This window comes from Novosphingobium sp. PASSN1, assembly GCF_002278815.1.
In genome coordinates, this window is the sequence record NZ_NKIS01000002.1 from 371411 (window position 1) to 395069 (window position 23659).

A 23659-nucleotide genomic window follows, 5' to 3' on the forward strand; every position below is an offset into this window, starting at 1 on the left:
CAAGCGGCACCGGCACAGTCATCCACATGGCGAGCCCCCTGCCCGCACGTGCCCGCGATGACCGACAGGATCGGTCGGTCAAGGCCGTGCTCGGCCCGACCAACACCGGCAAAACCCACCTCGCCATCGAACGTCTTTGCGCCCATTCCTCGGGCGCGATCGGTTTCCCGCTGCGCCTGCTCGCGCGCGAGGTCTATGACCGCGTCTGCAAGATCAAGGGCGAGAGTAACGTTGCGCTGATCACCGGCGAGGAACGGATCGAGCCGCCGAACGCGCGCTGGCATCTGTGCACAGTTGAAGCGATGCCGAGTCGCCCAGATCTCGCCTTCGTCGCGCTCGATGAAGCCCAGCTCGCCGCCGATCCCGAACGCGGCCACGTGTTTACCGACCGCCTGCTCCATGCCCGCGGGCGCGAGGAGACGATGCTGCTCGGCTCCGCGACGATCGAGCCGTTGGTTCGCGCGCTGGTGCCGGGCGTCGATGTCGTCAGCCGCCCGCGCTTCTCCACCTTGAGCCATGTCGGTGCCAAGAAATTGAGCCGCATCCCGCCCCGCAGTGCCATCGTCGCGTTCTCTGCCGAGCAGGTCTACGCCATGGCCGAAATGCTGCGCCGGTTTCGCGGCGGCGCGGCAGTGGTCATGGGCGCGCTCAGCCCGCAAACGCGCAATGCCCAGGTTGCGATGTATCAGGCGGGCGAGGTCGATTATCTCGTCGCCACCGACGCGATTGGCATGGGCCTCAATCTCGATGTCAGCCACGTCGCCTTCGCGGGCCTCTCCAAATACGACGGCCACCGCCAGCGCCGCCTGACCACTGCTGAAATGGCCCAGATCGCAGGCCGCGCCGGGCGGCACCAGAAGGACGGCACGTTCGGCACGCTGGCCGGTCTTGGGGCAGGAATGGGTGGCCATGATCCGGAATTCGCGGACGAAGAAGTCTACGCCATCGAGGAGCACCGCTTCCCGCCGCTGACCCGCCTGTTCTGGCGCGAGGCCGAACCGCGCTTCGATTCGCTGGGCACGCTGATCGAAGACCTCGAAAGTCCGCCCCCGCGCGCCGAACTCGCCAGCGCGCCGCCTGCAATCGATCTGGCCGTGCTGAAGCGCCTTGCCGACGAGGCAGACGTGGCCAGCACCGTGCGCGGGCGCGCCTCGGTCCAGCGGTTCTGGCAGGTCTGCTCGCTCCCCGATTTCCGCCAGCAGGGCGCGGAGACTCATTCGCGCTTCGTCGCGCGCCTGTGGCAGGACTTGCGCCGCGGCTATCTCGGCGCAGACTATGTCGCGCAGGCCATCGCCCAGCAGGACAATCCCTCCGGCGATATCGATACGCTGCAGGGCCGCATCGCCGCCGTGCGGTCGTGGGCCTATATCACCCAGCGTCCCGATTGGGTGCTGGCGCGCGAGGAAATGGCGGCGCGTGCCCGCGCGGTCGAAACGCGGCTATCCGATGCGCTCCACGCGCGGCTGACCGAACGCTTCGTCAACCGGCGTACCACTGTGCTGATGCGCAAGGCAGGCGGCGATGCGTCGCTGCTGCCGGTGCGCGTGAGCGAGGCAGGCGCGGTGCTGGTCGATGACGAACCCATCGGCCACCTCGAAGGCTTCCGGTTCGTGGTCGATCCGCTGGCGCGCGCTGCGGATCGCAAGTTGCTGCTCGCCGCCGCCGAACGCCACTTGCCGGGGCTGCTTTCGGCTCGCGCTGATGCGCTGATCGCCGCTGCAGCCGAGCCGCAGGGCCTGGCACTGGAGCACGGCGCGCTTATGTGGAACGGCCTTGCCGTGGCGCGGCTGGAGCCGGGCAAATCTGTGCTCGAACCACGCCTCCGGCTTGACCCCGCGCTCGGCCTGCTTCCTGCCCGCCAGCGCCCGCTGCTGGTGGCCGCGCTTGAAGGCTGGCTCGCGCGCCGAATCGCCGCCGATCTCGGACCGCTGGCCCGCCTCGCCGAAGCCGCCCGCGCTGCCGAATCCGGTCCGGACCTGCGCGCGCTGCTGCTGCGCCTTGTCGGCGGCGGCGGCGTGCTGGCCCGCGAAGACGCCGGACTGGACCGCCTCGATTCGCGCCAGCGCGACTTGCTCCGCCGCCTTGGCGTGCGCACGGGCGCGCTTGACGTGTTCCTGCCACCCATGGTGCGCGCCGCCCCGCTGGCGCTGTGGTGCAGTCTGGCCGCGCTGCGCGGCGAAGCGCCGGCCGCGCCGCCGGCGAACCTGCCGCCGGTCGTCACCACCAGAGCGCTTCCTGCCGGGTATCGCCGTGCCGGTGCGCAGGCGATCCGCGTCGACATGGCAGAGAAGCTGCTTCAGGCCGCGCATCGGCGGCGCATCGGCGCGGCAAGCAGGCGCTACGCGCTCGATCCCGCGCTGGCCCGCTCGATGGGCCTTGCCACGGCAGGCTATGCCGCGCTGCTGCGCGCCGCAGGATTCCGCGTCCATATGGCGCGCGCCCTTGCCGATGCCGCGCATGGCCCGCCCGCCCCGCCGCTGTGGGACTGGCGCCCGCCGCGCACCGCGCCGGATCACCGCACAGCCGCGCCCACGGCACCGCCCACGAGCGCGTTCGCCGCACTGGCGGAACTGATCCGCTGATGCCCGGCGAAGATTCGCTCCGCATCGACAAACTGCTGTGGTTTCTGCGTTTTGCCGCATCGCGCAGCCTGGCGCAGGATTGGGTGGCAGCAGGCCATATCCGCCTCAATGGACGCCGGATCGAGCGGGCCAGCGCGCTGGTGCGCTGCGGCGATGTGCTCGTCCTGCCACTGCGCTCGGGGGTGAAAGTGATCGCGCTGGCCAGCCTCCCCCGGCGGCGCGGTCCTCCCGAAGAAGCTAGGACTTGCTATGAGGTGCTTGACGCGGCGGGGGGCGGCCCTCTAGCAGATCAGGAAATCGAACCTGAGGGACTGCCACTGCCATGACTTATGTCGTTACCGAAGCCTGCATTCGCTGCAAGTTCATGGATTGCGTCGAGGTCTGCCCGGTGGACTGCTTCTACGAAGGCGACAACATGCTGGTGATCAACCCCAGCGAATGCATCGATTGCGGTGTGTGCGAACCCGAATGCCCGGCCGAAGCCATTCTCCCCGATACCGAGAGCGGCCTTGAACAGTGGCTGGAGCTGAACGCCAAGTTCTCTGCCGAATGGCCGAACATCACCACCAAGAAGGACGCGCCGGCCGACGCTGACGAGCACAAGGGCGAAGAGGGCAAGTACGAAAAGTACTTCTCGGCCGAGCCCGGCGAAGGCGACTGATCGGCCATCAGCCCGGGCACGCACAGCCGCGTGCCCGCACTTGCAGCATTTTGGCGCATGATGCGCGCCCTTGCCTCTGGCATTTTTATGACAGAGCTGCTATATCCACCCGCGAGCGCTGGGCGGAACGATCCTCCCTGTCGCCAACAACACGCTAAGGCAGGACGAACGGCAAACGGATCGCAGTGCTTCCAGACCGCGTTTGAAAAAGACGGTCGTTTGCCGGACCTACCCCCAAAGGGCCCGGATTGCAGTCCGGGGGCATTTCTGCCCCACCTTGCTCTCGTCCCTGCTGCGCCGAAAGGATAAGCAATGGCAACCAAGGCACTTGCCTTCGATGTTGGGGATTACGTCGTCTACCCGAAGCACGGCGTCGGCCGTGTGGTAGAACTTCAGAACGAAGAAATCGCCGGGATGAAGCTGCAGCTTTATGTGCTGCGCTTCGAAAAGGAACGCATGACCCTGCGCGTGCCCGTCAACAAGGTCGAAGCCATCGGCATGCGCAAGCTTTCGTCTGACAAGACGCTGCGCGAAGCGCTCGATACCCTTAAGGGCAAGCCCAAGGTGAAGCGCACGATGTGGTCGCGCCGCGCGCAGGAATACGAAGCGAAGATCAATTCGGGCGATCTCGTTTCGATCGCGGAAGTGACCCGCGATCTGTTCCGCGCCGATGACCAGCCGGAGCAGAGCTACTCCGAACGTCAGATCTTCGAAGCGGCCTCCTCGCGCCTCGCTCGCGAACTCGCCGCGATGGAAAAGACCGACGAGCCCGCCGCGCTCCAGAAGATCCTCGCGATCCTCAACGAGCACGCGCCGAAGTACTACGAAACGGCCTGAGGCCGCCTGCGCCCCGCAATTTCGGGGAATGGGGAAGCGCTGAAAAAGGCCCGCCGGAGCGATCCGGCGGGCCTTTTCGTGCTCGGCCGGTTTTCCGGCCAACCGCACATCGACATCGGCGAACGACGTGGCCTGATGCTGATGTAGTGAGTTATAGAGGCAACACACCAGGCCGAGGCCCATTCGGGGCCAGATCGAGGAGCCCTACACCATGATCAAGGATATCGCCCGCACGCTCGCAGGCATTGCTGTCGCCGCCGTCGCGCTTTCGCTCAGCGCCTGCAATGGCGCGACGATCTCGGTCAACGGCATGGACGGCATGAAGGGCGTGCCGCTGGCCGAACTCGATCTCACCGCCAAGGCGCCTGAAGAAATCACTCTGCTGGGGCCAGACACCGTACGGATCGTTCAGGGCGACACGCTGGCGATCAAGGTCGATGGCCAGCAGGCCATCAAGGACCGCCTGCGCTTCGCGCTCAAGGACGGTAAACTCGCCATCGGCCGCGAAGGCTGGACTCTGGGCAACACCGACGATCTCGCCACGATCGAAGTGACTGTCCCGGCCGCGCGCCGCCTCGTCATGGCAGGTTCTGGCACGATGCACGCGGATGGTCTGCGCGGTGACATGGCCAGCATCAGCATTGCAGGGTCTGGCGATATCGATGTGCCCGCAGTCGATACGCAGGAACTCAAGGTTGAAGTCGTCGGCTCCGGCAATCTCAAGGCCGCCGGCAAGACGCGGATGCTCAAGGTCTCGATTGCCGGGTCGGGTTCGGCCACGATGGATGGTCTCGCGGCCGAGGAAGCCAAGGTCGAAATCGCCGGATCGGGCGATGCGCGGTTCGCGTCAGATGGACAGGTCAAGGCCGACATCCTTGGTTCGGGCGAAGTGCGCGTGAAGGGCCGCGCTCAGTGCAAGGTCAATGCGATGGGATCGGGATCGCTGATCTGCGAGCCCTGAAGCCCGTCGCCCCGCCTGTTCTGAAGTCTTGGCGCTGCAAGGCGGGATCGGTTAAGCACCGGATACCATCACCGAAAGGCCCCCGCGCTTGCACCGTCCCTTGCTGCTCCTCACCCCGCTGGCCGCGCTGATGCTCTCGGGTTGCCTTGTCAGTTCCGCCATCGGCACCGCCGCCAGTGTCGCCACAGCGCCAGTCCGGGTAGGCTCCAAAGCGGTCGATCTGGCCACGACGAGCCAATCCGAAGCGGACGAGAACCGGGGCCGCGCCATGCGCAAGCGCGATGACAAGATCCGGAAACTGCAAAAGAAATACAATCGCAGCCTTGAGGCCTGCAACCGCGGCGAAACGGCGGCCTGCGCCGAGGCCAGCAAGATCAGCGGCGAGATCGAGGCGCTGCGGGCCGAACGCTAGACCGCAGCGCGCCTGAGCCGGTCATTGATCGCGGCTCCAATCCCCACCTCGGGAATGGCCGCAACAGCGATGCGCGGCTCGGGTGCGGCTGCCGCGAGGTGCAGGCAGGCATAAAGCCGCGCCGCCGCTTCAGCCAGATCGCCCGCCTGGGACAGCGAAACCGCGCCCGGCACCGCGCCGAAACCGATCAGAAATTCGCCGGCCTGCGCCGCATCGGCGCCCAGCCGCACCGGCTTGCCCGGCGCATAATGGCTGGCCAGCTGGCCCGGTGCTTCGATCCCGCGCTGTTCATGGCTCGCCGCCTCACCCAGCACGGCCATCAGGTCCGCCTCGGTAATCGGTCCGGGTCGCAAGATTTGCCAGCCGCCACCCTCGCGCAGGGCAACGATGGTCGATTCGAGGCCCTGCTGCGTGGTTCCGCCATCAAGGATCAGGTCCGCCCGCGCGCCAAGCGAAGCCGCCACATGGGCCGCGCTCGTCGGGCTCACCCCGCCGCTGCGGTTGGCCGAAGGGGCGGCAAGCGGCAGACCCGCCGCCGCCAGCACCGCGCGCATCACCGGGTGCGCAGGTACGCGCAGCGCCACGGTGGGCAGCCCCGCGCTCACGGCTGCCGCCAACGGCGCATCCGCGCGGCGCGGCAGAACCATGGTCAAGGGGCCGGGCCAGAACGCGGCTGCCAGCGCATTTGCCCGCACATCCAGCACCGCAAGGCCTTCCGCCGCTGCCACATCGGGCACATGCACGATCAGCGGATTGAAATCGGGCCGCCCCTTGGCGCGGTAGATCGCCGCCACTGCCGCATCGCTGTCGGCGCGCGCGGCAAGGCCGTAAACCGTCTCGGTCGGCACCGCCACGGTGCCGCCCGCCGCAAGCACGCGCGCCGCTTCGGCAATCCCGTCGGCATCCGCAGGTCGCACATTCGGAGGCGTTTGCGTGTTCATGGCTTGCCGCTATAGCCCTGCGCAAAGACTGCCAAGGAAAACAGCGCATGAGCTTTATCGCCCCCACCGAAGATCAGGTCCTTGCCATGCGCGTCTGCGCCGGAATCGACGAACTGGCCGCCCACGAACGCTACGCTGCGGCAACGCCGGATCTGGTCGAGGCGATTGCCGAGGGCATTGGCGCGTTTGCCGCGGGCGAATGGGCCCCGCTCAACCGAATCGGCGATACGCAAGGATCGCGCTGCGCCGATGGCGTGGTTACCTCGCCCGCCGGGTATGCCGAGGCTTACAAGGCTTTCGTCGAACAAGGCTGGGGCTCCATCGCCGGTCCCGCAGACTTCGGCGGGCAGGGCCTGCCCTTCACGCTGGCCACGTGCGCGCTTGAAACGCTGGGCGCGGCCAACATGGGCTTCACCCTGCTGCCGATGCTCACCGTCGGCGCGATCGAAGCGCTCGATCACCACGGCAGCGATGCGCAGAAGGCGATGTACCTGCCGAACCTGATCTCGGGCGCATGGTCTGGCACGATGAACCTGACCGAGCCGCAGGCTGGGTCCGATGTCGGCGCACTGCGCAGCACCGCGGTGCCGATCGAGGAAGGCCCCCACGCGGGCAAGTACCGTATCGCGGGCACCAAGATCTACATCACCTGGGGCGAGCACGAGCTGGCCGAAAACATCATCCACCTCGTGCTGGCGCGCACGCCCGGCGCACCCGCCGGATCGCGCGGCATCTCGCTGTTCATCGTGCCGAAGTACCACGTGAATGCCGACGGATCGCTGGGAGAGCGCAATGATCTGCGCGCCGTTTCGGTAGAGCACAAGCTGGGCATCAATGTCTCGCCCACGTGCGTCATGTCGTATGGCGACAACGGCGAATGCATCGGCGAACTGGTCGGCCACGAGAACGAGGGCCTCAAGGCCATGTTCACGATGATGAACTCCGCCCGCATCAACGTCGGCAGCCAGGGCGTGCAGATCGCCGAACGCGCGCTGCAACAGGCGCGGATGTATGCGCGGGACCGCGTCCAGTCCGCCCGCGCCGGTTCGCCCGACAAGACCCCGGTGTCGATCATCGAGCACCCCGACGTGCGCCGGATGATTCTGCGTATGCGGGCCCTCACCGAAGGTTCGCGCGCGCTGCTCTATTACACCGCCGGGCAAGTCGATCGCGGCTTGTTGGGCGACAAGGCTGCGAGCGCACGGGCCGAATTGCTCGTGCCCCTGCTCAAGGCCTGGGGCACCGATGTCGGCTGCGAAGTCGCCAGCCTCGGCATCCAGATCCACGGCGGCATGGGCTTTGTCGAGGAAACCGGGGCCGCGCAGCATTACCGCGATTCGCGCATTGCGCCGATCTATGAAGGCACCAACGGCATTCAGGCGGCCGACCTCGTCACCCGCAAACTCGGCATGGAAGCAGGCGGCGTGCTGCAGGCGCTGATGGCCGACATTTCCTCTGAAATGCAGGACGTGCCCGAAGTCGCCTCGCTGGCGAAGGATGCAGCGGCCATCGCCACCTGGATGGCCAGCGGCGATGCCAGCCTCGATGACAAGCTGGCGGGCAGCGTGCCGTTCCTGACGATGTGCGCGGTGGCGGTCGCCGGATGGCAGCTCGCCCGGCAGGCACGCGCCACGGGCTCGGTCGAAAAGACCGCCGTGACCAAGGTGTTCAACCGCACCATCGTGCCCGAAGCGCGCGGGCTTGGTGCCGCCGCCATGGCCGGGGCCGCGCTGTACTACGAACTGGACAGCGAAGCGCTGACAGGATGAGCACCGGTTCCGATCCGCTGGAACGCATCGCCGCCGCGCTCGAACGGCTCGCACCGCCCGCACCCGCCGCTGCCGACTGGCTGGCGCATCCGGCCTATGTCTGGACCGGCAGCGGCACGCGGGCGGTCGATCCGCTCGAAGCGCCGCCGCTCGGTCTGATCAAGGGGGTCGATGCACAGAAGGCCGCCGTGGCCGATAACGTGCTGCGCCTCGCCGCCGGGGCTGCGGCGCATGACATGCTGCTGTGGGGTTCGCGCGGGATGGGGAAGTCCGCCATGATCCGCGCCGCCGTCCGTTCAGCGCAAGCCGCGCATCCGGGGCGGATCGCGCTGATTCAGGCCGCACCTGATGAAAGCCTCGCAGCCCTGCTCACCCAGCTGCGCGCGGTGGATCGCAGCTTCCTGATCCTGCTCGACGATCTCGGCTTCGATGCAGGCGATGCAGGGTCTGCCCGCCGTCTGCGCTCGTGGCTGGAAGGCGGCGTCGAAGCGCGCCCGGCCAACGTGCGCCTCGCCGTCACGTCGAACCGCCGCGCCATCGTCGAACGGCACATGGCCGAGCAGGATGATCCGATCAATCCGCGCGACGTAGTGGATGATCGTCTGGCACTGGCCGACCGTTTCGGCCTCTCGCTCGGCTTCCACGCCTGCTCGCAGGACGATTACCTGGCGATCATCGCCGGATATTGCGCGCACTTCGGCCTGACGTTTGCCGAAGACGACGCGCTGGCATGGTCCAAGCAGCGCGGAGGCCGTTCAGGCCGCGTCGCATGGCAATTCATCAATGAACTGGCAGGCCGGGCCAACCGCAACCTCTAGTTTTGCGGTCTAGTCAGGTCCGAATCCATGGTCGGGCGCACGATGAATTTCGCGTCCGCCTTGGGTGCGGGCGGCATTGGCGTTGCCGGAATCGGGGTGATTTCCGCAGCCGGCTTCGCGCCGGGCGCCACGACACGCCAGATCACGCCGCCGGTATCATCGCTCACCAGCAGTGCGCCGTCCTTGGCAAAGGCCACCCAGGTCGGCCGCCCCTGCGTCTCATCCGCCTTGGTGAGGAACCCGGTCAGCACCGGCACCGGCGGCTTGGGCAGTGCATTGCCGTTGTTGTCAAACGCCACGAACACGACGTCATAGCCCGAGAGCGGCTTGCGGTTCCACGAACCGTGCCGCGCCACGAAGGCACCGCTGGCGAAGCGATCACCCATCAGGTTCCCGCCGCGCGCAAAGGCCAGGCCCAGCGGGGCGACATGCGAGCCAAGGCCATATTCGGGCTTGCGCACATAGGAGTACATGTCGCGCGGCATCGGATCGGTCACCCGGTCGTCGATATTCTTCTTCCAGTAGACCCACGGCCAGCCATACTGGGCACCCAGCGGCACGTTCGTCAGGTAATCGGGCACGAGATCGGAACCCAGCATGTCGCGTTCGTTCACCGTGGTCCACAGCTCGCCGCTGCGCGGGTTCCAATCGAGCCCGTTGGAATTGCGCAGGCCCTGCGCATAGATGCGCGAGGTCTTCGTCTTGAAATCATACTCGTGGATCGCCGCGCGTCCCTTTTCCTTGTCGAGCCCGTTCTCGGCAATGTTGGACGCCGAACCAACCGTGACATAGAGCCGCGAACCATCCGGGCTGAGCGCCAGATTGCGCGCCCAGTGGTTGCCGCCGCCGGGCAGGTCCATCAGCTTTTCCGGAGTGCCGGAAAGCGTGGTCTGCCCCGGCGTGAACGGCCATGAAACGATCCCGTTGTGGTTGCCGACATAGAGCCGCCCTTCGCGCAGCACCATGCCGAACGGCGAGCTCAGCGCCGGATTGGCCATCTCGAAGCGCTGGTCGGCCACGCCGTCGCCGTTGCTGTCACGCAGCACCACGATCTTGTTGGGCGAAGGCGAGCCTGCCCCGGCAGCCGAAAAGAGATAGCCCATGACCAGCCCGGTGATCCCGCCCGGCCCGCGCTGCGGCGGTCCGTTGGTCTCTGCCGCCAGCACATCGCCATTCGGCAGCACGGTCAGCGCGCGCGGATGATCCAGCTTGTCGGCAAAGCGCGTGACGACCAGGCCCTCGGCCGCCACCGGCTTCGCGCCATCCGCCCAGCCGATGGGCTTCGCGATGCCGATGGTGGGAAACCACTGCGGCGCGGCTTCGGCCAGCTCGGGCTTCGGCCCGGTGGTCTTGTCGAGCGCAAGCTGCGCGGAATCGCCCCGCAGCAGCCACATGAAGCCAAGGCCGAGTGCAACGAGAACGATGAGGAGCCCGATGAGGGCCTTGCGAATAGTCAGCATGGGTTGGTATCTAGATGCCGCGCCGGGTTCCCGCAATGCCTCTCGCAGGGGGCAATGCGTCCTGCTAAGCCGCCAGCATGTACGATTTCACACCAATCCCCGGCGCGCCAAAGCCCGCGCTCTACGCCGATCTTCTCGAAGCCGCCCGCGCGATCACGCATGACGAACCCGACGCCGTGGCGAACATGGCCAATTGCGCCGCGCTGATCGACCAGTTCCTGCCCGATCTCAATTGGGCCGGGTTTTACCGCATGGTGGGCGGCGCGCTCGTGCTGGGGCCATTCGCGGGCAAGCCCGCCTGCATCCGCATCGGGCTCGGTCAGGGCGTCTGCGGCACGGCCGCGGCCACGGGCGAGACTCAACTTGTTCCCGACGTTCACGCCTTCCCGGGCCATATCGCTTGCGATGCGGCCAGCCGCTCCGAACTGGTCGTCCCGGTAAAGCGTGACGGTGCGGTCATCGCCGTGATCGATCTCGATAGCCCGCTGCCTGCGCGGTTCGATGCAGAGGATGCCGCCGGGATTGAAGCGCTGGCCGCGATGTTCGCCCACCGGATCTGATTTCCGGGCGCGCCTGCCCCGTTTCGGCACACGCGCACCGGATCGCTTGGAGCACTGCGGGGTGTGATGCTAAACTACGCATTAATGCCAGTGCTGCGCATCACGTGCGGGCACAACGCATCGGACATGCTGATAGGGGATCACGACGATGGCCAGACTACTTCGCGCCTTGCTGGCAGCTACCATGGTCACCAGCCTCGCTGCCCCTGCCCTCGCGCGGGAGCAAGCGGCAGCCCCTGCTCCGCAGGCGAACTGGCAGCCCGGCTACCCCGGTGTGTGGCAGGGCCAGTATCCCATGGCCTATGGAGCGCCGGTCTATGGCGCACCTGTCTATGCCCAGCCGGTCTACAGTCCGCCCGTTTACAGCGTGCCGGTCTACAATGGTCAGCCAGTTGCGCCCCAAGGGTACATGCCTGCCCCACAGGGGTATGTACCCACCCAACAAGCGGCAGCTGAAACAGATCCGCGCTACCGCGAGATGGTCGACAAATGCCAGGGCGTGACACGCCGTAACAGCGGCACGACCGGTGCCGTGATCGGCGGTCTGGTCGGCGGCGTGGTGGGCAACCGGGTCGCTTCGGGCAGCCGCGCTATCGGAACCGTTGCAGGCGCGGCGGTCGGCGCAGTGGCGGGCGGCGTCATCGGCAAGTCGGTCGACAAGAGCCGCGAGCAGGAATGCGAAGAGTTCTTCAGCAGCTACGCACCGCCTCAGGCCCCGAGCTACGGCTACGCCGCTCCTGCCGGCAGCTATGGCTATCCTGCCTACGGCGCTCCTGCCTACGGCTATGCGCCGGGCATGGCCGGTGCGCCGATGGGCTACGTCATGGTGCCCGCCAATGCCCCACAAGCGGGGGCACAACAAGCCCAAGGCGGTCCCTGCACGGAAACGCGGACCGTCAGCTATGAGTACGTTCCCGTGAAGCGGCGCTATATTGGTGCGCCGCCACGCCGCCCGGCTGTACGGGACAAGCGGGTCAGGATCCCCGACGGCAGCTGAACTGCGCCAAAGGTTGCGACGGCTTATTTGCCGCCGGCCCCCTGCGACTGCGGAAGCATGGCTACCACGACGCCAACTTCGTGCATGACGCCGGACGGCAGGCGCATCAACACGCGCCCACCGTATTCGACGTCAAAGCGGATCACATCGGTCTGGAAGGTCCAGGCGTAGTCGGCCGAACTCGGCAGTGATTTGCGGCCGACCGGGCGTCGCGTGCCATCATAGGCATCAATGCGGCCGCTACGGGTAATGTAGTAGTCGTTCGGGTCATCATAGAGAATGATCCGCGCGACCAGCGCCAGATCCGCTGCATCCGCACCATCGCCATCTGGATCAAACCGGCTCTGCCGCATCGGCACCAACCCGCGATTGTGCTGCGCCTGAGTCATTTCAGCATTCACAAGGGCTTCAGCGTTCTGCCATCCATGCACCAGCGCAGCGAGACGATCCTTGCGGCCAGGATGAGTGGGGGTGGCCTGTTCGGGAAGAATACGCGCCGCTGCCGAAGTCGTCTCTGCAAGCGAAGCGCCAAGACGCGCCAGGACAAACCCTGAAAACTCATCCGCTTCCAGCTCATCACGCCATGGCTCTGCCGTCTGGCGCAAGGTGTGCCCCGCCAGATGGTGCCCCACTTCATGCGCGAGGATGCTCATCGCGCCCCAATCCGGGCAGATAGTGTCCGCAACTTGCGCCATGAATCGCGGATCAAACAAGATGACGCGCCGCCCATTGATGATCTGCGCCGCAGCCGGCGTGGACGGTTCGACGATCATCTCGAAGTTCATTTCAAGCCCGCTGACGCGGACGACACGCTCGACTTGCGCACGCGCCTCGGCCAGATCGACTTCCGCTGAGGCGTCCTGCCGCCCCATATACCCCAGCGCGGTGACGCTATGGGCCTCGCCTTCCTTGTGCCACGATCCGTTCAATCGTGCGTCGGACCATTCCTTGCTCACCTCGCATTGGCCCTGAACCCGTTTTTGCGCGGTATTGCTGGCAACCGGTTGCGCACCAGCCACACTTGCCGTGCACAAAAGCAGACAAGTGGCGGCGATAAAGGAGCGGAACCGTTGCGGCGGCATGTCAGCGTTTGATGTCAAAGGTAAAGACATCGCGGCAGGTAAGCAGCCCCGAGGAACCAATTGTTACCGTACGTTTACCTGATGAATTGCCCGGAGGCAGGCCTGGCACGCAATCTCTCCCATCCTCTTATCAAAGAGATTTTATAGGAGAACAACCTAAGGCGAAATACTTATTTCTGCTGATTAGCGGCCAAAGCTACGGCAATACAAAATCCGATTTTGAATACTACAAATTACTTATGCGAAAGGTGTAGCTATATTCCTGACGCATTGCTCCACGAACACCGCTTATTTTGACTGAATAGTTGCGGCCAGCGACAATCCCGTCCACGCGCCACGAGAGGCAATTCGCTACCCCGTAGCCTTCGTTGTCCCAAAGTTGATCGCGGATCGGCAAGTTCTGTTCACCATCGCTGATAGAAACTTGCGCTTCGCTGAAATCAACGCCGTTCATTACATCCGGATCGGCGGGATCCTGACTGATCGAAAACGAGAGGCGCGCGTGCGATGAAAAGAAAGCGCGCGGATAATCCCCCTGCGGCCATGCCACAAACTCGGGAACGGGGCGGTAGGAGCGACTGGAGCGTTGCGAGTCGGCGGAAGCGTTGAACACTTTCATCACCGCGGAATCAATGCGGACTCCCCCGGGCAACACGGCCACGACGCGCCCCAGCGCAGTCTGCTCGAGATAGGGATCCAGCAACCACCGGCGGTGTCCGATCTCATCGCCATCACCCTCGATCAGCCATTCAGCCAGAATCCCGTTGTCGTCTTCATATGGCAGATAGGGCGAGGAAACGCCGCCAAGCAGGTTGGAACTGCCAGCCGCCGCTGCACCTGCCGCCGTCCAGCATTTCCAGGATGGCGGAGGATCATGACTCAGCGCGTCATTGGCGGCCATCATCAAGGCCGCCTCGGCTACCGCGCGATCTGCGCTGGCGTCGTGTCGCACCGGCGCAAGACCGTGGCGTGCCCTCAGACTATCGAGTGCGGCAATAAAGCCAGACTGCGCTTCGGGCCGGAGCACGCCGGCAGCGCAGTTCGCTAGATCGGGGGGCACCGCATAGTGGGCGCTGGTGCCAGCCCAACCCTTGGAATCGGCAGCCTTGGGCATGGCTGCGGTAACAGTTTCAGGCCCGTCAGGCAGCTGCGCCGGATCATCCTCTTCGAGGACGACTTCGTTCGCAGGGCAATCATATTGTGCCGAAACCGGAAACGAGAGTGTGCCAACCACACATCCGATGACGGCCGCAGTTACGCGTGAAAGCGCGCGCGGAGTCAGGCCATTTCCTGTCCGCGCGCGCTTCATCACGCGTGTCAGCGCTGATGTCGGGTCATATCGGCCGCACTCAAAGCTTGCGGCCGATCAGTTCCTTCATGATCTCGTTGGTGCCGCCGAAAATGCGCGTCACGCGTGCGGCGCGCCAGGCGCGGGCAATCGCGTATTCGTTCATGTAGCCGGCGCCGCCATGAAGCTGGAGGCACTTGTCCATCACTTCCCACTGCAGTTCAGTGTGCCACAGCTTGGCCGCAGCACCTTCCTCGGCAGTCAGCTCGCGCTTCAGATGCCGCGCCAGCGCCCAATCGAGGTGCGCCCAGCCCACCTGCAGCTTGGACTTGATGTCGGCCAGCGTGAAACGGGTGTTCTGGAAATCGAGGATCGGCTTGCCGAACGCCTTGCGCTCACGCGTGAATTCGACCGTATCGTCAAATGCCTTCTGCGCCGAAGCCTGCGCGCTCACCGCGATCGAGAGGCGTTCCTGCGGCAGCTCGCTCATCAGATAGATGAAGCCCTTGCCCTCTTCACCAAGGCAGTTGGTGATCGGCACGCGCACATCCTCGAAGAACAGTTCCGAGGTATCGGCTTCGTCCATGCCGATCTTGTCGAGGTTGCGGCCGCGCTTGAAGCCTTCGCGGTCAGCCTCGACCAGCACGATCGAAACACCCTTCCACGCGGGCTGAACTTCGGTGTCGGTCTTGCAGCAGACGAGGATCAGGTCGGCATTCTGGCCGTTGGTGATGTAGGTCTTCGACCCGTTGATCACATAGTGGTTGCCGTCCTTCTTGGCGCTGGTGCGCATGCCCTGAAGATCGGAACCGGTGCCCGGCTCGGTCATCGCGATGGCGGTCACCACCTCGCCCGAAACCATCTTGGGCAGCCACTTGCGCTTCTGCTCTTCCGAACCATACGAAACGAGGTAGTTCACCACGATGTCGGACTGGAGCGAGAAGCCGGTGGCAACGCGGCCGTAATAGGAGCTCTCTTCATCGACGATGGCGTTGTAGCCGAAATCGAGGCCGAGACCGCCGTATTCTTCCGGCACGGTCGGGCACAGCAGGCCCAGTTCGCCTGCCTTGGGCCAGATCGATTTGGGCACGATGCCCGCCTCGGCCCATTCATTGGCGTGCGGTGCAATCTCGGTTTCAAGATAGCGGCGCACCGTCTGGCGGAACGCCTCGTGATCGGGCGTGTAGGCGGAGCGGGGAATCAGATCGAGCGACATGGCATGCTCTCCGGTTTCAGGTCTCTTATCGCCCTGAAAGATAGGCAAACCCGCCCGGCTCGGTCAATCGAAATTAATCGACCGATTAACTGGCACTCGGCCAATTGGCACTTGTGGGCAGGTGATCAGATCTCGCCGCCGGTCAACCGCTGGCAGATCAGATCCAGCTGATCGAGCGTCTTGTAGCGGATCGAAACGGAACCCGTGCGCGGATCGGCATCGGCCTGGATCGTCACCTTGAGGCCCAGAAACTCTTCGAGATGAGCCTGCACCGCAGCAATGTCGGCAGAACTGGCAGGATCGCGCTCTGCCCGCGCCCGGCGGGGGCTGGATTCGGGCCGCATCACCCTCTTTGCCAGCCGCTCGACATCCCGCACCGAATGCCCCTTGGCCACGGTTTCGCGCGCCAGTGGCACCGGATCCGGCAGCACGGCCAGCGCCCTTGCGTGCCCCATCGAAAGCTGCGCCCGCTCGACCATATCGAGCACCTCATCCGGCAAACTGAGAAGCCGCATGAGGTTCGCCACATGGCTGCGCGACTTGTCGACGAACGTGGCGATTTCCTGCTGGGTCAGTCCATCCTGATCGGAAAGCCGCTGATAGGCCCGCGCTTCCTCGATCGGATTGAGATCCTCGCGCTGCAGGTTTTCGATCAACGCAAGCGCGGTCACCTCGCGTTCGTCCAGCTGGCGCACAATCGCCGGTATCTCGTGCACCCGCGCCCTTTGCGCAGCACGCCAGCGGCGTTCGCCCGCCACCAGCTGATAACGCCCGCCTGCCAGCGGCCGCACCACAACCGGCTGGATCACGCCGCGCGCCGCGATCGAGCGTGCCAGCTCTTCCAGCGCATCCTCGTCGAAATGCCGCCGGGGCTGCTCTGGATGCGGCTCGATGGCTGCGACGCTCAGCATCGCAAGACCGTTCTGAGGTGCGGCAGCCTCTCCGGGTGCCGAAACGGAAATGCGCGACACCGCTTCCTCGCGCCGCGTTTCACCAAGCAGCGCGCCGAGCCCCCGACCAAGCGCAGGCCGCTTGGCTGCCTTGAGCGCCTTGCTGTCCGTCTCGCCCTCTACCTCGCCGCTCATGCTGCTCTCCTGCGCTCAGGCAAGCGGCCAATCAGCTCACGCGCCAGCTTCATATAGGCCTGCGATCCGGCGCAGGCATGGTCATAGATCAGCGCCGGCAGGCCGTGGCTTGGCGCTTCCGAAAGCCGGACGTTGCGCGGAATCACGGCTTCGAACACCAGCCCGTGCAGACAGGAGCGCACGTCATCGGCAACCTGATCGGTCAGGCGATTGCGGCGGTCATACATCGTCAGCACGATGCCAAGGATGCCCAGATCCGCGTTGAAGCGCTCCTGCACCCGCTCCACCGTCTGCAGCAGCTGGCTCAGCCCCTCCAGCGCGAAGAACTCGCACTGCAGCGGCACCAGCAGCGAATTCGCCGCGGTCATGGCATTGAGCGTCAGCAGCCCCAGCGACGGCGGGCAATCGATCAGGCAAATGTCATGCCCGGTCTCCTCCGCCAACGCGGTGCGCAGCTTGCTCGTGCGGTCCGCCTGGCTCACCAGTTCCACTTCTGCCCCAGACAGATCGACCGTTGCGGGGATCACGTCGAGCCCCGGAATCCGCGTGGGCATCATGCAATCGGCGATGCTCGCCTGCTCGATCAGCAGATCATACGATGACTTGTGCCGATCCGCTGCCGCCACGCCAATTCCTGTCGAGGCATTGCCCTGCGGATCGAGATCGAGCAGCAGCACCTTCCACCCGGTCGCCGCCAGCGCGGTAGCAATGTTGATCGCCGTGGTCGTCTTGCCCACGCCGCCTTTCTGGTTCGCGACGGCTATCGTGATCATCGTCCTGAACCCCGCTTGAGTGATGAAGCCTTGCCGGTTCGTGCAATCCCGGTTTGCCCGTGCAGATGGCCAACGATGATGCCAGCCGCTGGATCGGTCAACGATTGTTCCACGTGGAACGCCCGAATCCAGTTTGCCGATAACGCATTCAGTTCATGCTGCGCCTTGGCCCCTTTCGGCAACAACCAAAGCGTATCCGGTGTGGAAAAGCGGGCAGCAACGTCAAGCAACCGATCAAGCGGTGCAAACGCCCGCGCCGAGATAACCTGCCACTGCCGATCAGGCAGGTCCTCGACACGTGACAGCACGACCTCCACATTTGACAAGCCCATCAGCCCAGCCGCACGCGTCAGCCACTCTGTTCGCAGCCGACGCGAATCCACCAGAGTCACCGGCCGCTCCGGTTCCAGCGCGGCAACCACCAGACCGGGAAACCCCGCGCCGCTGCCCAGATCGAGCCAGGCGCCCACTGGCAGCGTTTCACGTGAAACATGCAGCAGCTGCGCACTATCGGCGATGTGGCGCTGCCACACCGATTCGAGCGAAGGCCGCGACACCAGGTTTTGCCGCCCGTTCTCTTCGGCCAAGGCCGCGACCAGGAGGTCTAACCGCGCCGTCGCATCCGCATGCCGCGCCGCCAGCCACGCCCGCGCCTCGGTTTCACTTGCCAGCATTCACGCTGCCTCCCGCCGCCGTGCCGCGACCAGCAAGCTCGCAAGCGCCGCAGGGGTAATCCCGGCGACCCGGCCAGCCGCAGCCAGCGTATCCGGCCTCGCCCGCTCCAGCCGCTCGACCATCTCGCGCGATAGCCCGGGTACGTCAGCATAGGGAAAATGATCCCCCAGGGCCACGCCATCGCTCGCGCGCAATTGCCTCAGCTCCGCCTCCTGCCGCGCCAGATAGGGCGCATAGGCAGCATCCTCAGCCAGCTCCTCCGCAAGCTCCGCGTCAGGCATGGCACTCCCCAGCCACGGCGCCAGTGCCGCGAAATCAACCTCGGGAAAGCGCAGCCACTCCGCCAGCGGCCGCCGCGCGCCATCATTGCGCACCATGACGCCATGGTCATTAAGCGCGCCAGACAGCACCTCTTGCGCAAGCGCCACTTCGGCCTTCGTCCGTGCATCCTGCCGCGCAGCAAACCAGGCCGCTCGTTTCGGCCCGACGCATCCCGCTTCAAGCGCCATCGGCGTCAGCCGCGTCGGCGCATTGTTGGCCCGCAGCCGAAGCCGATACTCGGCCCGTGCCGTCAGCATCCGATAGGGCTCAGATACACCATGCAGCGTCAGGTCATCGACCATAACCGCCATGTAGCTTGAAGCCCGATCAAGCGGAGCCGGCTCCCTGCCGAGCACGGCAGCCGCGGCGTGCATGCCCGCGATCAAGCCTTGCGCCGCCGCCTCCTCGTAACCGGTCGTGCCGTTGATCTGCCCCGCGCAATACAGGCCGGGCATTGCGCGCAACTCGAGACTGCGCCGCAGTGCACGCGGATCGACATGGTCATACTCCACTGCATAGCCCGGCACGATGATCTCGACCGCCTCGAGACCCTCCATCGACCGCATCATCGCCACCTGCACATCGGTCGGCAATGACGTCGAAACACCATTGGGATAGATGACGTGGTCATCCAGTCCCTCGGGTTCAAGGAACACCTGGTGTCCGTCGCGGTCCCCGAACCGATGGATCTTGTCCTCAATCGAGGGGCAATAGCGCGGACCTTGCGCATCGATCGCCCCACTGAACAGCGGCGAACGGTCAAGCCCGCCACGAATGATCTCGTGGGTCTTCGCATTCGTGCGGGCAATCGCGCAGAACACCTGCGGCAACACGCGCGCCTGCGTGAGGGCAGACATCGTCCACGGCTCGGCATCGCTCGCCTGCACCGGCAGGCGCGCCCAGTCGATGGTTCGCCCATCAAGGCGCGGCGGCGTCCCCGTCTTCAGCCGCGCCATCGGCAGGCCTGCCCCGTGCAGCTGCGCCGCCAATCGGTGCGCGGCGCTCTCACCGATCCGGCCGCCTTCCATGCGCTCTTCGCCGCGGAACAACCGGCCTCCGAGGAATGTGCCAGTGCACAGCACCACGGCCTGCGCCTCCAGTGCAGTGCCATCGGCGAGATCGATCCCGCAGACCCGGTCACCAGCCATGCGCAGCGCAGCCGCTTCGCCGGCAACAACGGTGAGCCCATCCTGCGCCGCCACCATCTGCTGGATAGCCGCACGAAACCGCTTGCGGTCAGCCTGCACGCGCGGGCCCTGCACTGCGCTGCCCTTGCTGCGGTTGAGCATGCGGTAATGGATCGCCCCCGCGTCCGCCGCGCGCGCGATCAGCCCATCGAAGGCATCGACTTCGCGAACAAGGTGCCCCTTGCCCAAGCCGCCGATCGCCGGGTTGCACGACATCGCGCCGATCGTCGCCGGATCAAAGCTGACCAGTGCCGTGCGCGCACCCATGCGCGCAGCGACCGTCGCCGCCTCGACGCCGGCGTGCCCGCCGCCGACCACGATGATATCGAACTGGTGCATGCGCGTTGCGATACCCAATTCGCAGAGTCGCGTCAAAGCGCGCTGACAACCCCTGCGTGTTTCACGTGGAACATCACTTGCGGCATTATGTAGCAAACGCACCAAGCCTGAGGCGAACGTCATCGCCGGTGATGGCAACGGTGGTTGCTGTGATGATGCCTTGATCGTGAGGCACGCATGATTACCGCAATTCTTTTAGCGCTAAGCTGTATCGAAGGAGCTGGTGTGATCACCCCCACCAGTGACCCCATTCATTACTGCCTCAATGCCTCTCCACGCATCTGGATCCGTGATAATTTCCAAAGGAAAGCAGTGCACAGTTTTTCGCCTATCCTGCGAAAAAACATCATTATAGAAGATGGAAAAATAAACAAACAATCTAGTTTCTCTGTGGAACGCTTTTCTCACGGATTCCATCGGGATGCAGCAATATTGAGTTTCGATTTGGGTTTGCGGAAAAAGAGGAGCACCGAACCCCAAGTCCGCATTTTCTATCATTGGGGGCTTGCCGCTATCCGAGAAAGCCGAGAGTACAGAACATTGAACAGCCGGAGTATTTCCGACATTTCTGAATTGAGCAGAAACCACCAAGTAGTTCCCAAAAACACCTTCAACTATGCTGTCGGTTGCAAGGCCCTTGTTCAGGCTGTGAAGCGATACGTAAGCTCGGTTTTGCGCCGAGTGTTGCTCACTGGCGATTTGAATCGCTTGGGTAGCCAAGTCGCCAGCCCGTTTGGCCTCATTCGCGCTCGTTTCAGTATGTCTGGCAGCCTCGCGGGCCCAGTGAGCCGCGCGCCAAGCAGCCGCGAGGGTGAAGCTCCCTATAGCCAACCCAATAATGCCAGCCCAAAACGTCCGAAAAGCCCACAATGCAGAATCAGCAGCGGCATCTGCGGCCTTCCATTGGGCGCAAAGATCGCTTTGACGTTCATCCTGTCCGGGCTGGCAACCACCATCTGGTCGCGCAGCTTTTGGGAGTTCTTCGACCGCCGCAGCAATCCGCTCAAGCTGGCTGGTGGCGTTCTGTTGGGATGGGGTCTGATCGCCTTGAGTTTCTTTGCATTCGCATGGACTGGATAGGATCAGTCCAAGTGCAAGGATGAGCAGCCGATAGCTTGAAGACATTGGACCAAGAACACCGCTGTGAATTTGCCACGGCTGATCTTGTTCCTGATATTCGGCTCAGAGTCCATCACGCCAACGTCTGCCAGCTTACCGACAAGCTGGGCGTAGGTAATCCCCTTGCGGGCAAGCTCAGCCTTGAGCAGCCGCTTCACCTTGTCTTCCCATTCCTTTTCCTGAACCGGCATGTGCGCTCCTATGATGGTCAATGTCACCATATAGAGTGCATTTGCCATTGACAAGCGTGCATTACGTCATCATATAAAGTGCATAAGCACTGGAAACGATGACATGCAACACTTTCTCCTCTCTTCCGCAGCCCGCACACTGAGCCTCAAGGCCGTGTTCCGCATGGGCGAGGACAAGGCGTATCGGACCTTCTGCGAAATGCGCTGGCCTGAGACGGACGGCGAAGCCGTGTGCCCGCGCTGCGGCTGCACTGAGACGTACAACATCACCTCGCGCCGCAAGTTCAAGTGCGTCGCCTGCTATCACCAGTTCAGCGTGACCAGCGGCACGATTTTTGCCTCGCGCAAAATGAGCTTCACCGATCTGCTCGCCGCCATCGTGATCTTTGTGAACGGCGCGAAGGGCGTTGCCGCGCTTCACCTAAGCCGCGATTTGGATTGCCAGTATAAGACGGCCTTTGTCCTTACGCACAAGCTGCGCGAGGCGATGGCGCGCGAGGATGCCACGCAGACCCTGCAGGGCGAGATCGAAGTCGATGGCGCTTACTTTGGCGGCTACGTGAAACCTGCCAACGAGAAGGAAAACCGCCGCGACCGTCGCAAGGTCGTCAACCAGAATGGCAAGCGCCAGGTTGTCGTGGTTGGCCGCGAGCGCGATGGGGAATCATTCACCGTGGTTGCCTCGACGGAAGCCAAAGGTGGCGAAGTGGTCGCCGCTCGCATCCATCATATGTCGACTGTCCACGCCGACGAAGCTTCGCACTGGGATGGGTTGCATGCTAAGTTTGATACGCGCCGCATCAACCACACGGTCGAGTATTCGAATGGTCATGCTTGCACCAATCAGGCCGAATCGTTCTTCTCACGCCTTCGCCGTATGGAAATCGGTACACACCACCACATAGCAGGGCCGTACCTCGCCAACTACGCTGCTGAGGCTTCTTGGCGCGAGGACAATCGCCGCATTGCCAACGGCGCTCAAACTGCGATGGTTGGTGTTGCTGCTCTGGATGCGCCTGTCAGCCGCCAGTGGAAGGGGTACTGGCAGCGGTAGTTAGCCGAGGTTCAATATAAACTGACCCTCAGCCCTAAATTCAAAATCAAAATTCTGTAGTACGTCCATGCCGAGAATCACATCAAACGAGTGATTGTCTGCAATATTGATTGCCTCGACAGGGAACTCAACTCCAAAAAAGGAACGAATTGGTTCGCCGCCATCCAGCCTATCCGTCTCAAAAATAAAACCGACATTTATCCAATAAAGTAGGTGCGCCTGAACACTATGAACATTCTGGATTGGTCGTTTTGCATGGCTGGCTAGACCCTCACGGGCTATTGTCGCGTGGGAGAGGCAAGTGCGTTGAGCACCTGTGTCAATAAGTGCGCGATATGCGTTTACGGGGAATGGATTGGCGCTGTTCTGCGATGGCACTGAGACCGGAGTCGGAACAAACTTCTGCAATCCGACAGGGACGATTGCCTGCCTATTCTCAAGCCTGCAACGCACTGCCCGCATAGGAATAGAACCCCAGGTTATCGACCTGCTCGGTAACTTCCTGCACGGAAAATCGTTGCTCTCCGAATTGGGTCGTACCGGCGACAAACGCAGCGATAGAATCGTCGTGCAATTCAATCAACCGCTCATCGTGCAGCAGTGCATACCTACCGGGCGCACGCTCAAGTAGGTCAGGCAGCATATGCTGGAATGCCTCGAAATTCCGATCAACCTCTGTGTCGATAGAATGCTGCATAAAAGCTCTCCCCGCTCTACAGAAAAAACTCTTATCACACGCTTCCGATTCGTGTCACGCTGCGATCTTGACAAAACTGAGAGAATGAGTCCCCGGATTCTGTTTGGAATCCGATCGACTCGATTCTTGAAATATTATTTCAACGGCGCGCAAGCGACCATTTAGCCGGGTACTGACTGGCATCCAGAATCACCGCGCCATCCCTTCTCCGGCTGAAGGTGCTGTGAATGGTATTGGCGAGCATCCCACGAGATTCTGGTGTGTCTTCCCTTCCCTGCTTGGCCAGTACGCGAATGGCAATTTCCATTGATGTGAGCGGCTCATTGACCTCGCGCAGAATAGTGAGCGCTTCACGGCTGCCTGAGCCACGAGGTGTGCCAGCGGGATTCTTCGAAAAGCTGCGTTTGGTCGCAATCTTTGAAATGTCGTAGCTTGGGCTGAACATTTTGATGACGGCATCAATATGCGCCAACTCGCACTCAAGACGCATGATCTGAAACCGCCGGGCTTGAATTTCCCCGTCGATGCGAGCGCGCTTGTCAGTCAAAGCGCTGATTGCGTATGTGTCTGCCATATGCCTACATACGCATCGCAGGCAATTACATCTAGCATTGCGTTGGTGCGTTTGCTACAT

General features: G+C 63.7%; 25 protein-coding genes. 12 read left to right on the forward strand and 13 right to left on the reverse strand.

The annotated features are described in order from the left end of the window. Positions 1 to 26 precede the first annotated feature (26 nt). The 6 genes from CFE35_RS04570 to CFE35_RS04595 all read left to right on the forward strand — a co-directional run bounded on the left by CFE35_RS04570 (position 27) and on the right by CFE35_RS04595 (position 5453). Entirely contained in the window at positions 27 to 2582 is a 2556-nt protein-coding gene (locus tag CFE35_RS04570; protein WP_292928386.1) for a helicase-related protein, read from the forward strand. Beyond that, the gene (locus tag CFE35_RS04575) at positions 2582 to 2908 is read left to right on the forward strand and encodes a S4 domain-containing protein (RefSeq protein WP_292928388.1); all 327 of its coding nucleotides are present in this window, start codon (positions 2582 to 2584) and stop codon (positions 2906 to 2908) included. Before CFE35_RS04570 ends, CFE35_RS04575 begins: the two co-directional genes overlap by 1 nt. Next, complete coding sequence (gene fdxA, locus CFE35_RS04580) at positions 2905 to 3243, forward strand: ferredoxin FdxA (protein ID WP_292928390.1); 339 nt, start codon at positions 2905 to 2907, stop codon at positions 3241 to 3243. Before CFE35_RS04575 ends, fdxA begins: the two co-directional genes overlap by 4 nt. A 312-nt stretch (positions 3244 to 3555) precedes the next feature. Then, complete coding sequence (locus tag CFE35_RS04585) at positions 3556 to 4080, forward strand: CarD family transcriptional regulator (protein WP_292928392.1); 525 nt, start codon at positions 3556 to 3558, stop codon at positions 4078 to 4080. Positions 4081 to 4291: 211 nt separating this feature from the next. Further along, complete coding sequence (locus CFE35_RS04590; protein WP_292928394.1) at positions 4292 to 5041, forward strand: head GIN domain-containing protein; 750 nt, start codon at positions 4292 to 4294, stop codon at positions 5039 to 5041. An 88-nt stretch (positions 5042 to 5129) separates the two neighbouring features. After that, the gene (locus CFE35_RS04595) at positions 5130 to 5453 is read left to right on the forward strand and encodes a hypothetical protein (RefSeq protein ID WP_292928396.1); all 324 of its coding nucleotides are present in this window, start codon (positions 5130 to 5132) and stop codon (positions 5451 to 5453) included. On the opposite strand, the gene CFE35_RS04600 is transcribed toward CFE35_RS04595, so the two are convergent. Then, the gene (locus CFE35_RS04600) at positions 5450 to 6394 is read right to left on the reverse strand and encodes an L-threonylcarbamoyladenylate synthase (RefSeq protein WP_292928398.1); all 945 of its coding nucleotides are present in this window, start codon (positions 6392 to 6394) and stop codon (positions 5450 to 5452) included. The genes CFE35_RS04595 and CFE35_RS04600 overlap by 4 nt on opposite strands. A 47-nt stretch (positions 6395 to 6441) precedes the next feature. Between CFE35_RS04600 and CFE35_RS04605 the strand changes: the two genes are divergently transcribed. Both CFE35_RS04605 and CFE35_RS04610 read left to right on the forward strand, forming a co-directional pair. Continuing rightward, complete coding sequence (locus CFE35_RS04605; RefSeq protein WP_292928400.1) at positions 6442 to 8163, forward strand: acyl-CoA dehydrogenase family protein; 1722 nt, start codon at positions 6442 to 6444, stop codon at positions 8161 to 8163. Next, the gene (locus CFE35_RS04610) at positions 8160 to 8981 is read left to right on the forward strand and encodes an ATP-binding protein (protein ID WP_292928402.1); all 822 of its coding nucleotides are present in this window, start codon (positions 8160 to 8162) and stop codon (positions 8979 to 8981) included. The genes CFE35_RS04605 and CFE35_RS04610 overlap by 4 nt, the downstream gene beginning before the upstream one ends. On the opposite strand, the gene CFE35_RS04615 is transcribed toward CFE35_RS04610, so the two are convergent. After that, entirely contained in the window at positions 8978 to 10441 is a 1464-nt protein-coding gene (locus CFE35_RS04615) for a sorbosone dehydrogenase family protein (RefSeq protein WP_292928404.1), read from the reverse strand. The genes CFE35_RS04610 and CFE35_RS04615 overlap by 4 nt on opposite strands. A 77-nt stretch (positions 10442 to 10518) precedes the next feature. Between CFE35_RS04615 and CFE35_RS04620 the strand changes: the two genes are divergently transcribed. Both CFE35_RS04620 and CFE35_RS04625 read left to right on the forward strand, forming a co-directional pair. After that, positions 10519 to 11001: a GAF domain-containing protein gene (locus CFE35_RS04620; RefSeq protein WP_292928406.1), complete on the forward strand. Its 483-nt coding sequence runs from the start codon at positions 10519 to 10521 to the stop codon at positions 10999 to 11001. Between the two features lie 148 nt (positions 11002 to 11149). Further along, complete coding sequence (locus tag CFE35_RS04625) at positions 11150 to 11998, forward strand: glycine zipper 2TM domain-containing protein (RefSeq protein ID WP_292928408.1); 849 nt, start codon at positions 11150 to 11152, stop codon at positions 11996 to 11998. A 23-nt stretch (positions 11999 to 12021) separates the two neighbouring features. On the opposite strand, the gene CFE35_RS04630 is transcribed toward CFE35_RS04625, so the two are convergent. The 7 genes from CFE35_RS04630 to mnmG all read right to left on the reverse strand — a co-directional run bounded on the left by CFE35_RS04630 (position 12022) and on the right by mnmG (position 19964). Then, positions 12022 to 13110, reverse strand: coding sequence for a hypothetical protein (locus CFE35_RS04630; protein ID WP_292928410.1), 1089 nt, complete (start codon positions 13108 to 13110; stop codon positions 12022 to 12024). A gap of 196 nt (positions 13111 to 13306) precedes the next feature. Then, positions 13307 to 14389 (reverse strand): CAP domain-containing protein, encoded by a 1083-nt coding sequence (locus tag CFE35_RS04635; RefSeq protein ID WP_292928412.1) that lies wholly within the window; start codon positions 14387 to 14389, stop codon positions 13307 to 13309. Positions 14390 to 14429: 40 nt separating this feature from the next. Next, positions 14430 to 15584, reverse strand: a complete 1155-nt coding sequence (locus tag CFE35_RS04640; protein ID WP_292928414.1) for an acyl-CoA dehydrogenase family protein — start codon at positions 15582 to 15584, stop codon at positions 14430 to 14432. A gap of 125 nt (positions 15585 to 15709) precedes the next feature. Beyond that, on the reverse strand, positions 15710 to 16669 hold the full coding sequence (locus tag CFE35_RS04645; RefSeq protein WP_292928416.1) for a ParB/RepB/Spo0J family partition protein: 960 nt from the start codon (positions 16667 to 16669) through the stop codon (positions 15710 to 15712). Then, complete coding sequence (locus tag CFE35_RS04650) at positions 16666 to 17442, reverse strand: ParA family protein (protein WP_292928418.1); 777 nt, start codon at positions 17440 to 17442, stop codon at positions 16666 to 16668. The genes CFE35_RS04645 and CFE35_RS04650 overlap by 4 nt, the downstream gene beginning before the upstream one ends. Next, the gene (gene rsmG, locus CFE35_RS04655) at positions 17439 to 18116 is read right to left on the reverse strand and encodes a 16S rRNA (guanine(527)-N(7))-methyltransferase RsmG (RefSeq protein ID WP_292928420.1); all 678 of its coding nucleotides are present in this window, start codon (positions 18114 to 18116) and stop codon (positions 17439 to 17441) included. Before rsmG ends, CFE35_RS04650 begins: the two co-directional genes overlap by 4 nt. Next, a complete protein-coding gene (gene mnmG / locus CFE35_RS04660) occupies positions 18117 to 19964 on the reverse strand; it encodes a tRNA uridine-5-carboxymethylaminomethyl(34) synthesis enzyme MnmG (protein ID WP_292928422.1) in 1848 nt (615 codons plus the stop codon). It lies immediately after the preceding gene. Positions 19965 to 20189: 225 nt separating this feature from the next. Here mnmG and CFE35_RS04665 point away from each other — a divergent pair, with 225 nt between their 5' ends. Continuing rightward, positions 20190 to 21044 carry a hypothetical protein gene (locus CFE35_RS04665; RefSeq protein ID WP_292928424.1) on the forward strand — a complete coding sequence of 285 codons (855 nt, stop codon included), beginning with the start codon at positions 20190 to 20192 and terminating at the stop codon, positions 21042 to 21044. A 2-nt stretch (positions 21045 to 21046) separates the two neighbouring features. Here CFE35_RS04665 and CFE35_RS04670 read toward each other — a convergent pair whose 3' ends face one another. Further along, on the reverse strand, positions 21047 to 21322 hold the full coding sequence (locus tag CFE35_RS04670) for a DUF6471 domain-containing protein (RefSeq protein ID WP_292928425.1): 276 nt from the start codon (positions 21320 to 21322) through the stop codon (positions 21047 to 21049). Positions 21323 to 21377: 55 nt separating this feature from the next. Between CFE35_RS04670 and CFE35_RS04675 the strand changes: the two genes are divergently transcribed. Further along, positions 21378 to 22328: an IS1595 family transposase gene (locus CFE35_RS04675; protein WP_292928426.1), complete on the forward strand. Its 951-nt coding sequence runs from the start codon at positions 21378 to 21380 to the stop codon at positions 22326 to 22328. Here CFE35_RS04675 and CFE35_RS04680 read toward each other — a convergent pair whose 3' ends face one another. The 3 genes from CFE35_RS04680 to CFE35_RS04690 form a co-directional block, all read right to left on the reverse strand. Further along, on the reverse strand, positions 22329 to 22736 hold the full coding sequence (locus tag CFE35_RS04680) for a hypothetical protein (RefSeq protein ID WP_292928427.1): 408 nt from the start codon (positions 22734 to 22736) through the stop codon (positions 22329 to 22331). It lies immediately after the preceding gene. Positions 22737 to 22764: 28 nt separating this feature from the next. Further along, on the reverse strand, positions 22765 to 23025 hold the full coding sequence (locus tag CFE35_RS04685; protein WP_292928429.1) for a hypothetical protein: 261 nt from the start codon (positions 23023 to 23025) through the stop codon (positions 22765 to 22767). Between the two features lie 139 nt (positions 23026 to 23164). Then, positions 23165 to 23599 (reverse strand): hypothetical protein, encoded by a 435-nt coding sequence (locus tag CFE35_RS04690; protein WP_292928431.1) that lies wholly within the window; start codon positions 23597 to 23599, stop codon positions 23165 to 23167. Positions 23600 to 23659: the final 60 nt, after the last annotated feature.

Coding starts and splice junctions, on each gene's coding strand:
- CFE35_RS04575 (WP_292928388.1), top strand. CDS start 2,582: ATGCCCGGCGAAGATTCGCTCCGCATCGACAAACTGCTGTGGTTTCTG.
- CFE35_RS04625 (WP_292928408.1), top strand. CDS start 11,150: ATGGCCAGACTACTTCGCGCCTTGCTGGCAGCTACCATGGTCACCAGC.
- CFE35_RS04570 (WP_292928386.1), top strand. CDS start 27: ATGGCGAGCCCCCTGCCCGCACGTGCCCGCGATGACCGACAGGATCGG.
- CFE35_RS04645 (WP_292928416.1), bottom strand. CDS start 16,669: ATGAGCGGCGAGGTAGAGGGCGAGACGGACAGCAAGGCGCTCAAGGCA.
- fdxA (WP_292928390.1), top strand. CDS start 2,905: ATGACTTATGTCGTTACCGAAGCCTGCATTCGCTGCAAGTTCATGGAT.
- CFE35_RS04610 (WP_292928402.1), top strand. CDS start 8,160: ATGAGCACCGGTTCCGATCCGCTGGAACGCATCGCCGCCGCGCTCGAA.
- CFE35_RS04685 (WP_292928429.1), bottom strand. CDS start 23,025: ATGCAGCATTCTATCGACACAGAGGTTGATCGGAATTTCGAGGCATTC.
- CFE35_RS04630 (WP_292928410.1), bottom strand. CDS start 13,110: ATGTCTTTACCTTTGACATCAAACGCTGACATGCCGCCGCAACGGTTC.
- CFE35_RS04615 (WP_292928404.1), bottom strand. CDS start 10,441: ATGCTGACTATTCGCAAGGCCCTCATCGGGCTCCTCATCGTTCTCGTT.
- CFE35_RS04690 (WP_292928431.1), bottom strand. CDS start 23,599: ATGGCAGACACATACGCAATCAGCGCTTTGACTGACAAGCGCGCTCGC.
- CFE35_RS04650 (WP_292928418.1), bottom strand. CDS start 17,442: ATGATCACGATAGCCGTCGCGAACCAGAAAGGCGGCGTGGGCAAGACG.
- CFE35_RS04640 (WP_292928414.1), bottom strand. CDS start 15,584: ATGTCGCTCGATCTGATTCCCCGCTCCGCCTACACGCCCGATCACGAG.
- CFE35_RS04670 (WP_292928425.1), bottom strand. CDS start 21,322: ATGGCAAATGCACTCTATATGGTGACATTGACCATCATAGGAGCGCAC.
- CFE35_RS04605 (WP_292928400.1), top strand. CDS start 6,442: ATGAGCTTTATCGCCCCCACCGAAGATCAGGTCCTTGCCATGCGCGTC.
- CFE35_RS04600 (WP_292928398.1), bottom strand. CDS start 6,394: ATGAACACGCAAACGCCTCCGAATGTGCGACCTGCGGATGCCGACGGG.
- mnmG (WP_292928422.1), bottom strand. CDS start 19,964: ATGCACCAGTTCGATATCATCGTGGTCGGCGGCGGGCACGCCGGCGTC.
- CFE35_RS04620 (WP_292928406.1), top strand. CDS start 10,519: ATGTACGATTTCACACCAATCCCCGGCGCGCCAAAGCCCGCGCTCTAC.
- CFE35_RS04635 (WP_292928412.1), bottom strand. CDS start 14,389: ATGAAGCGCGCGCGGACAGGAAATGGCCTGACTCCGCGCGCGCTTTCA.
- CFE35_RS04590 (WP_292928394.1), top strand. CDS start 4,292: ATGATCAAGGATATCGCCCGCACGCTCGCAGGCATTGCTGTCGCCGCC.
- rsmG (WP_292928420.1), bottom strand. CDS start 18,116: ATGCTGGCAAGTGAAACCGAGGCGCGGGCGTGGCTGGCGGCGCGGCAT.
- CFE35_RS04675 (WP_292928426.1), top strand. CDS start 21,378: ATGCAACACTTTCTCCTCTCTTCCGCAGCCCGCACACTGAGCCTCAAG.
- CFE35_RS04585 (WP_292928392.1), top strand. CDS start 3,556: ATGGCAACCAAGGCACTTGCCTTCGATGTTGGGGATTACGTCGTCTAC.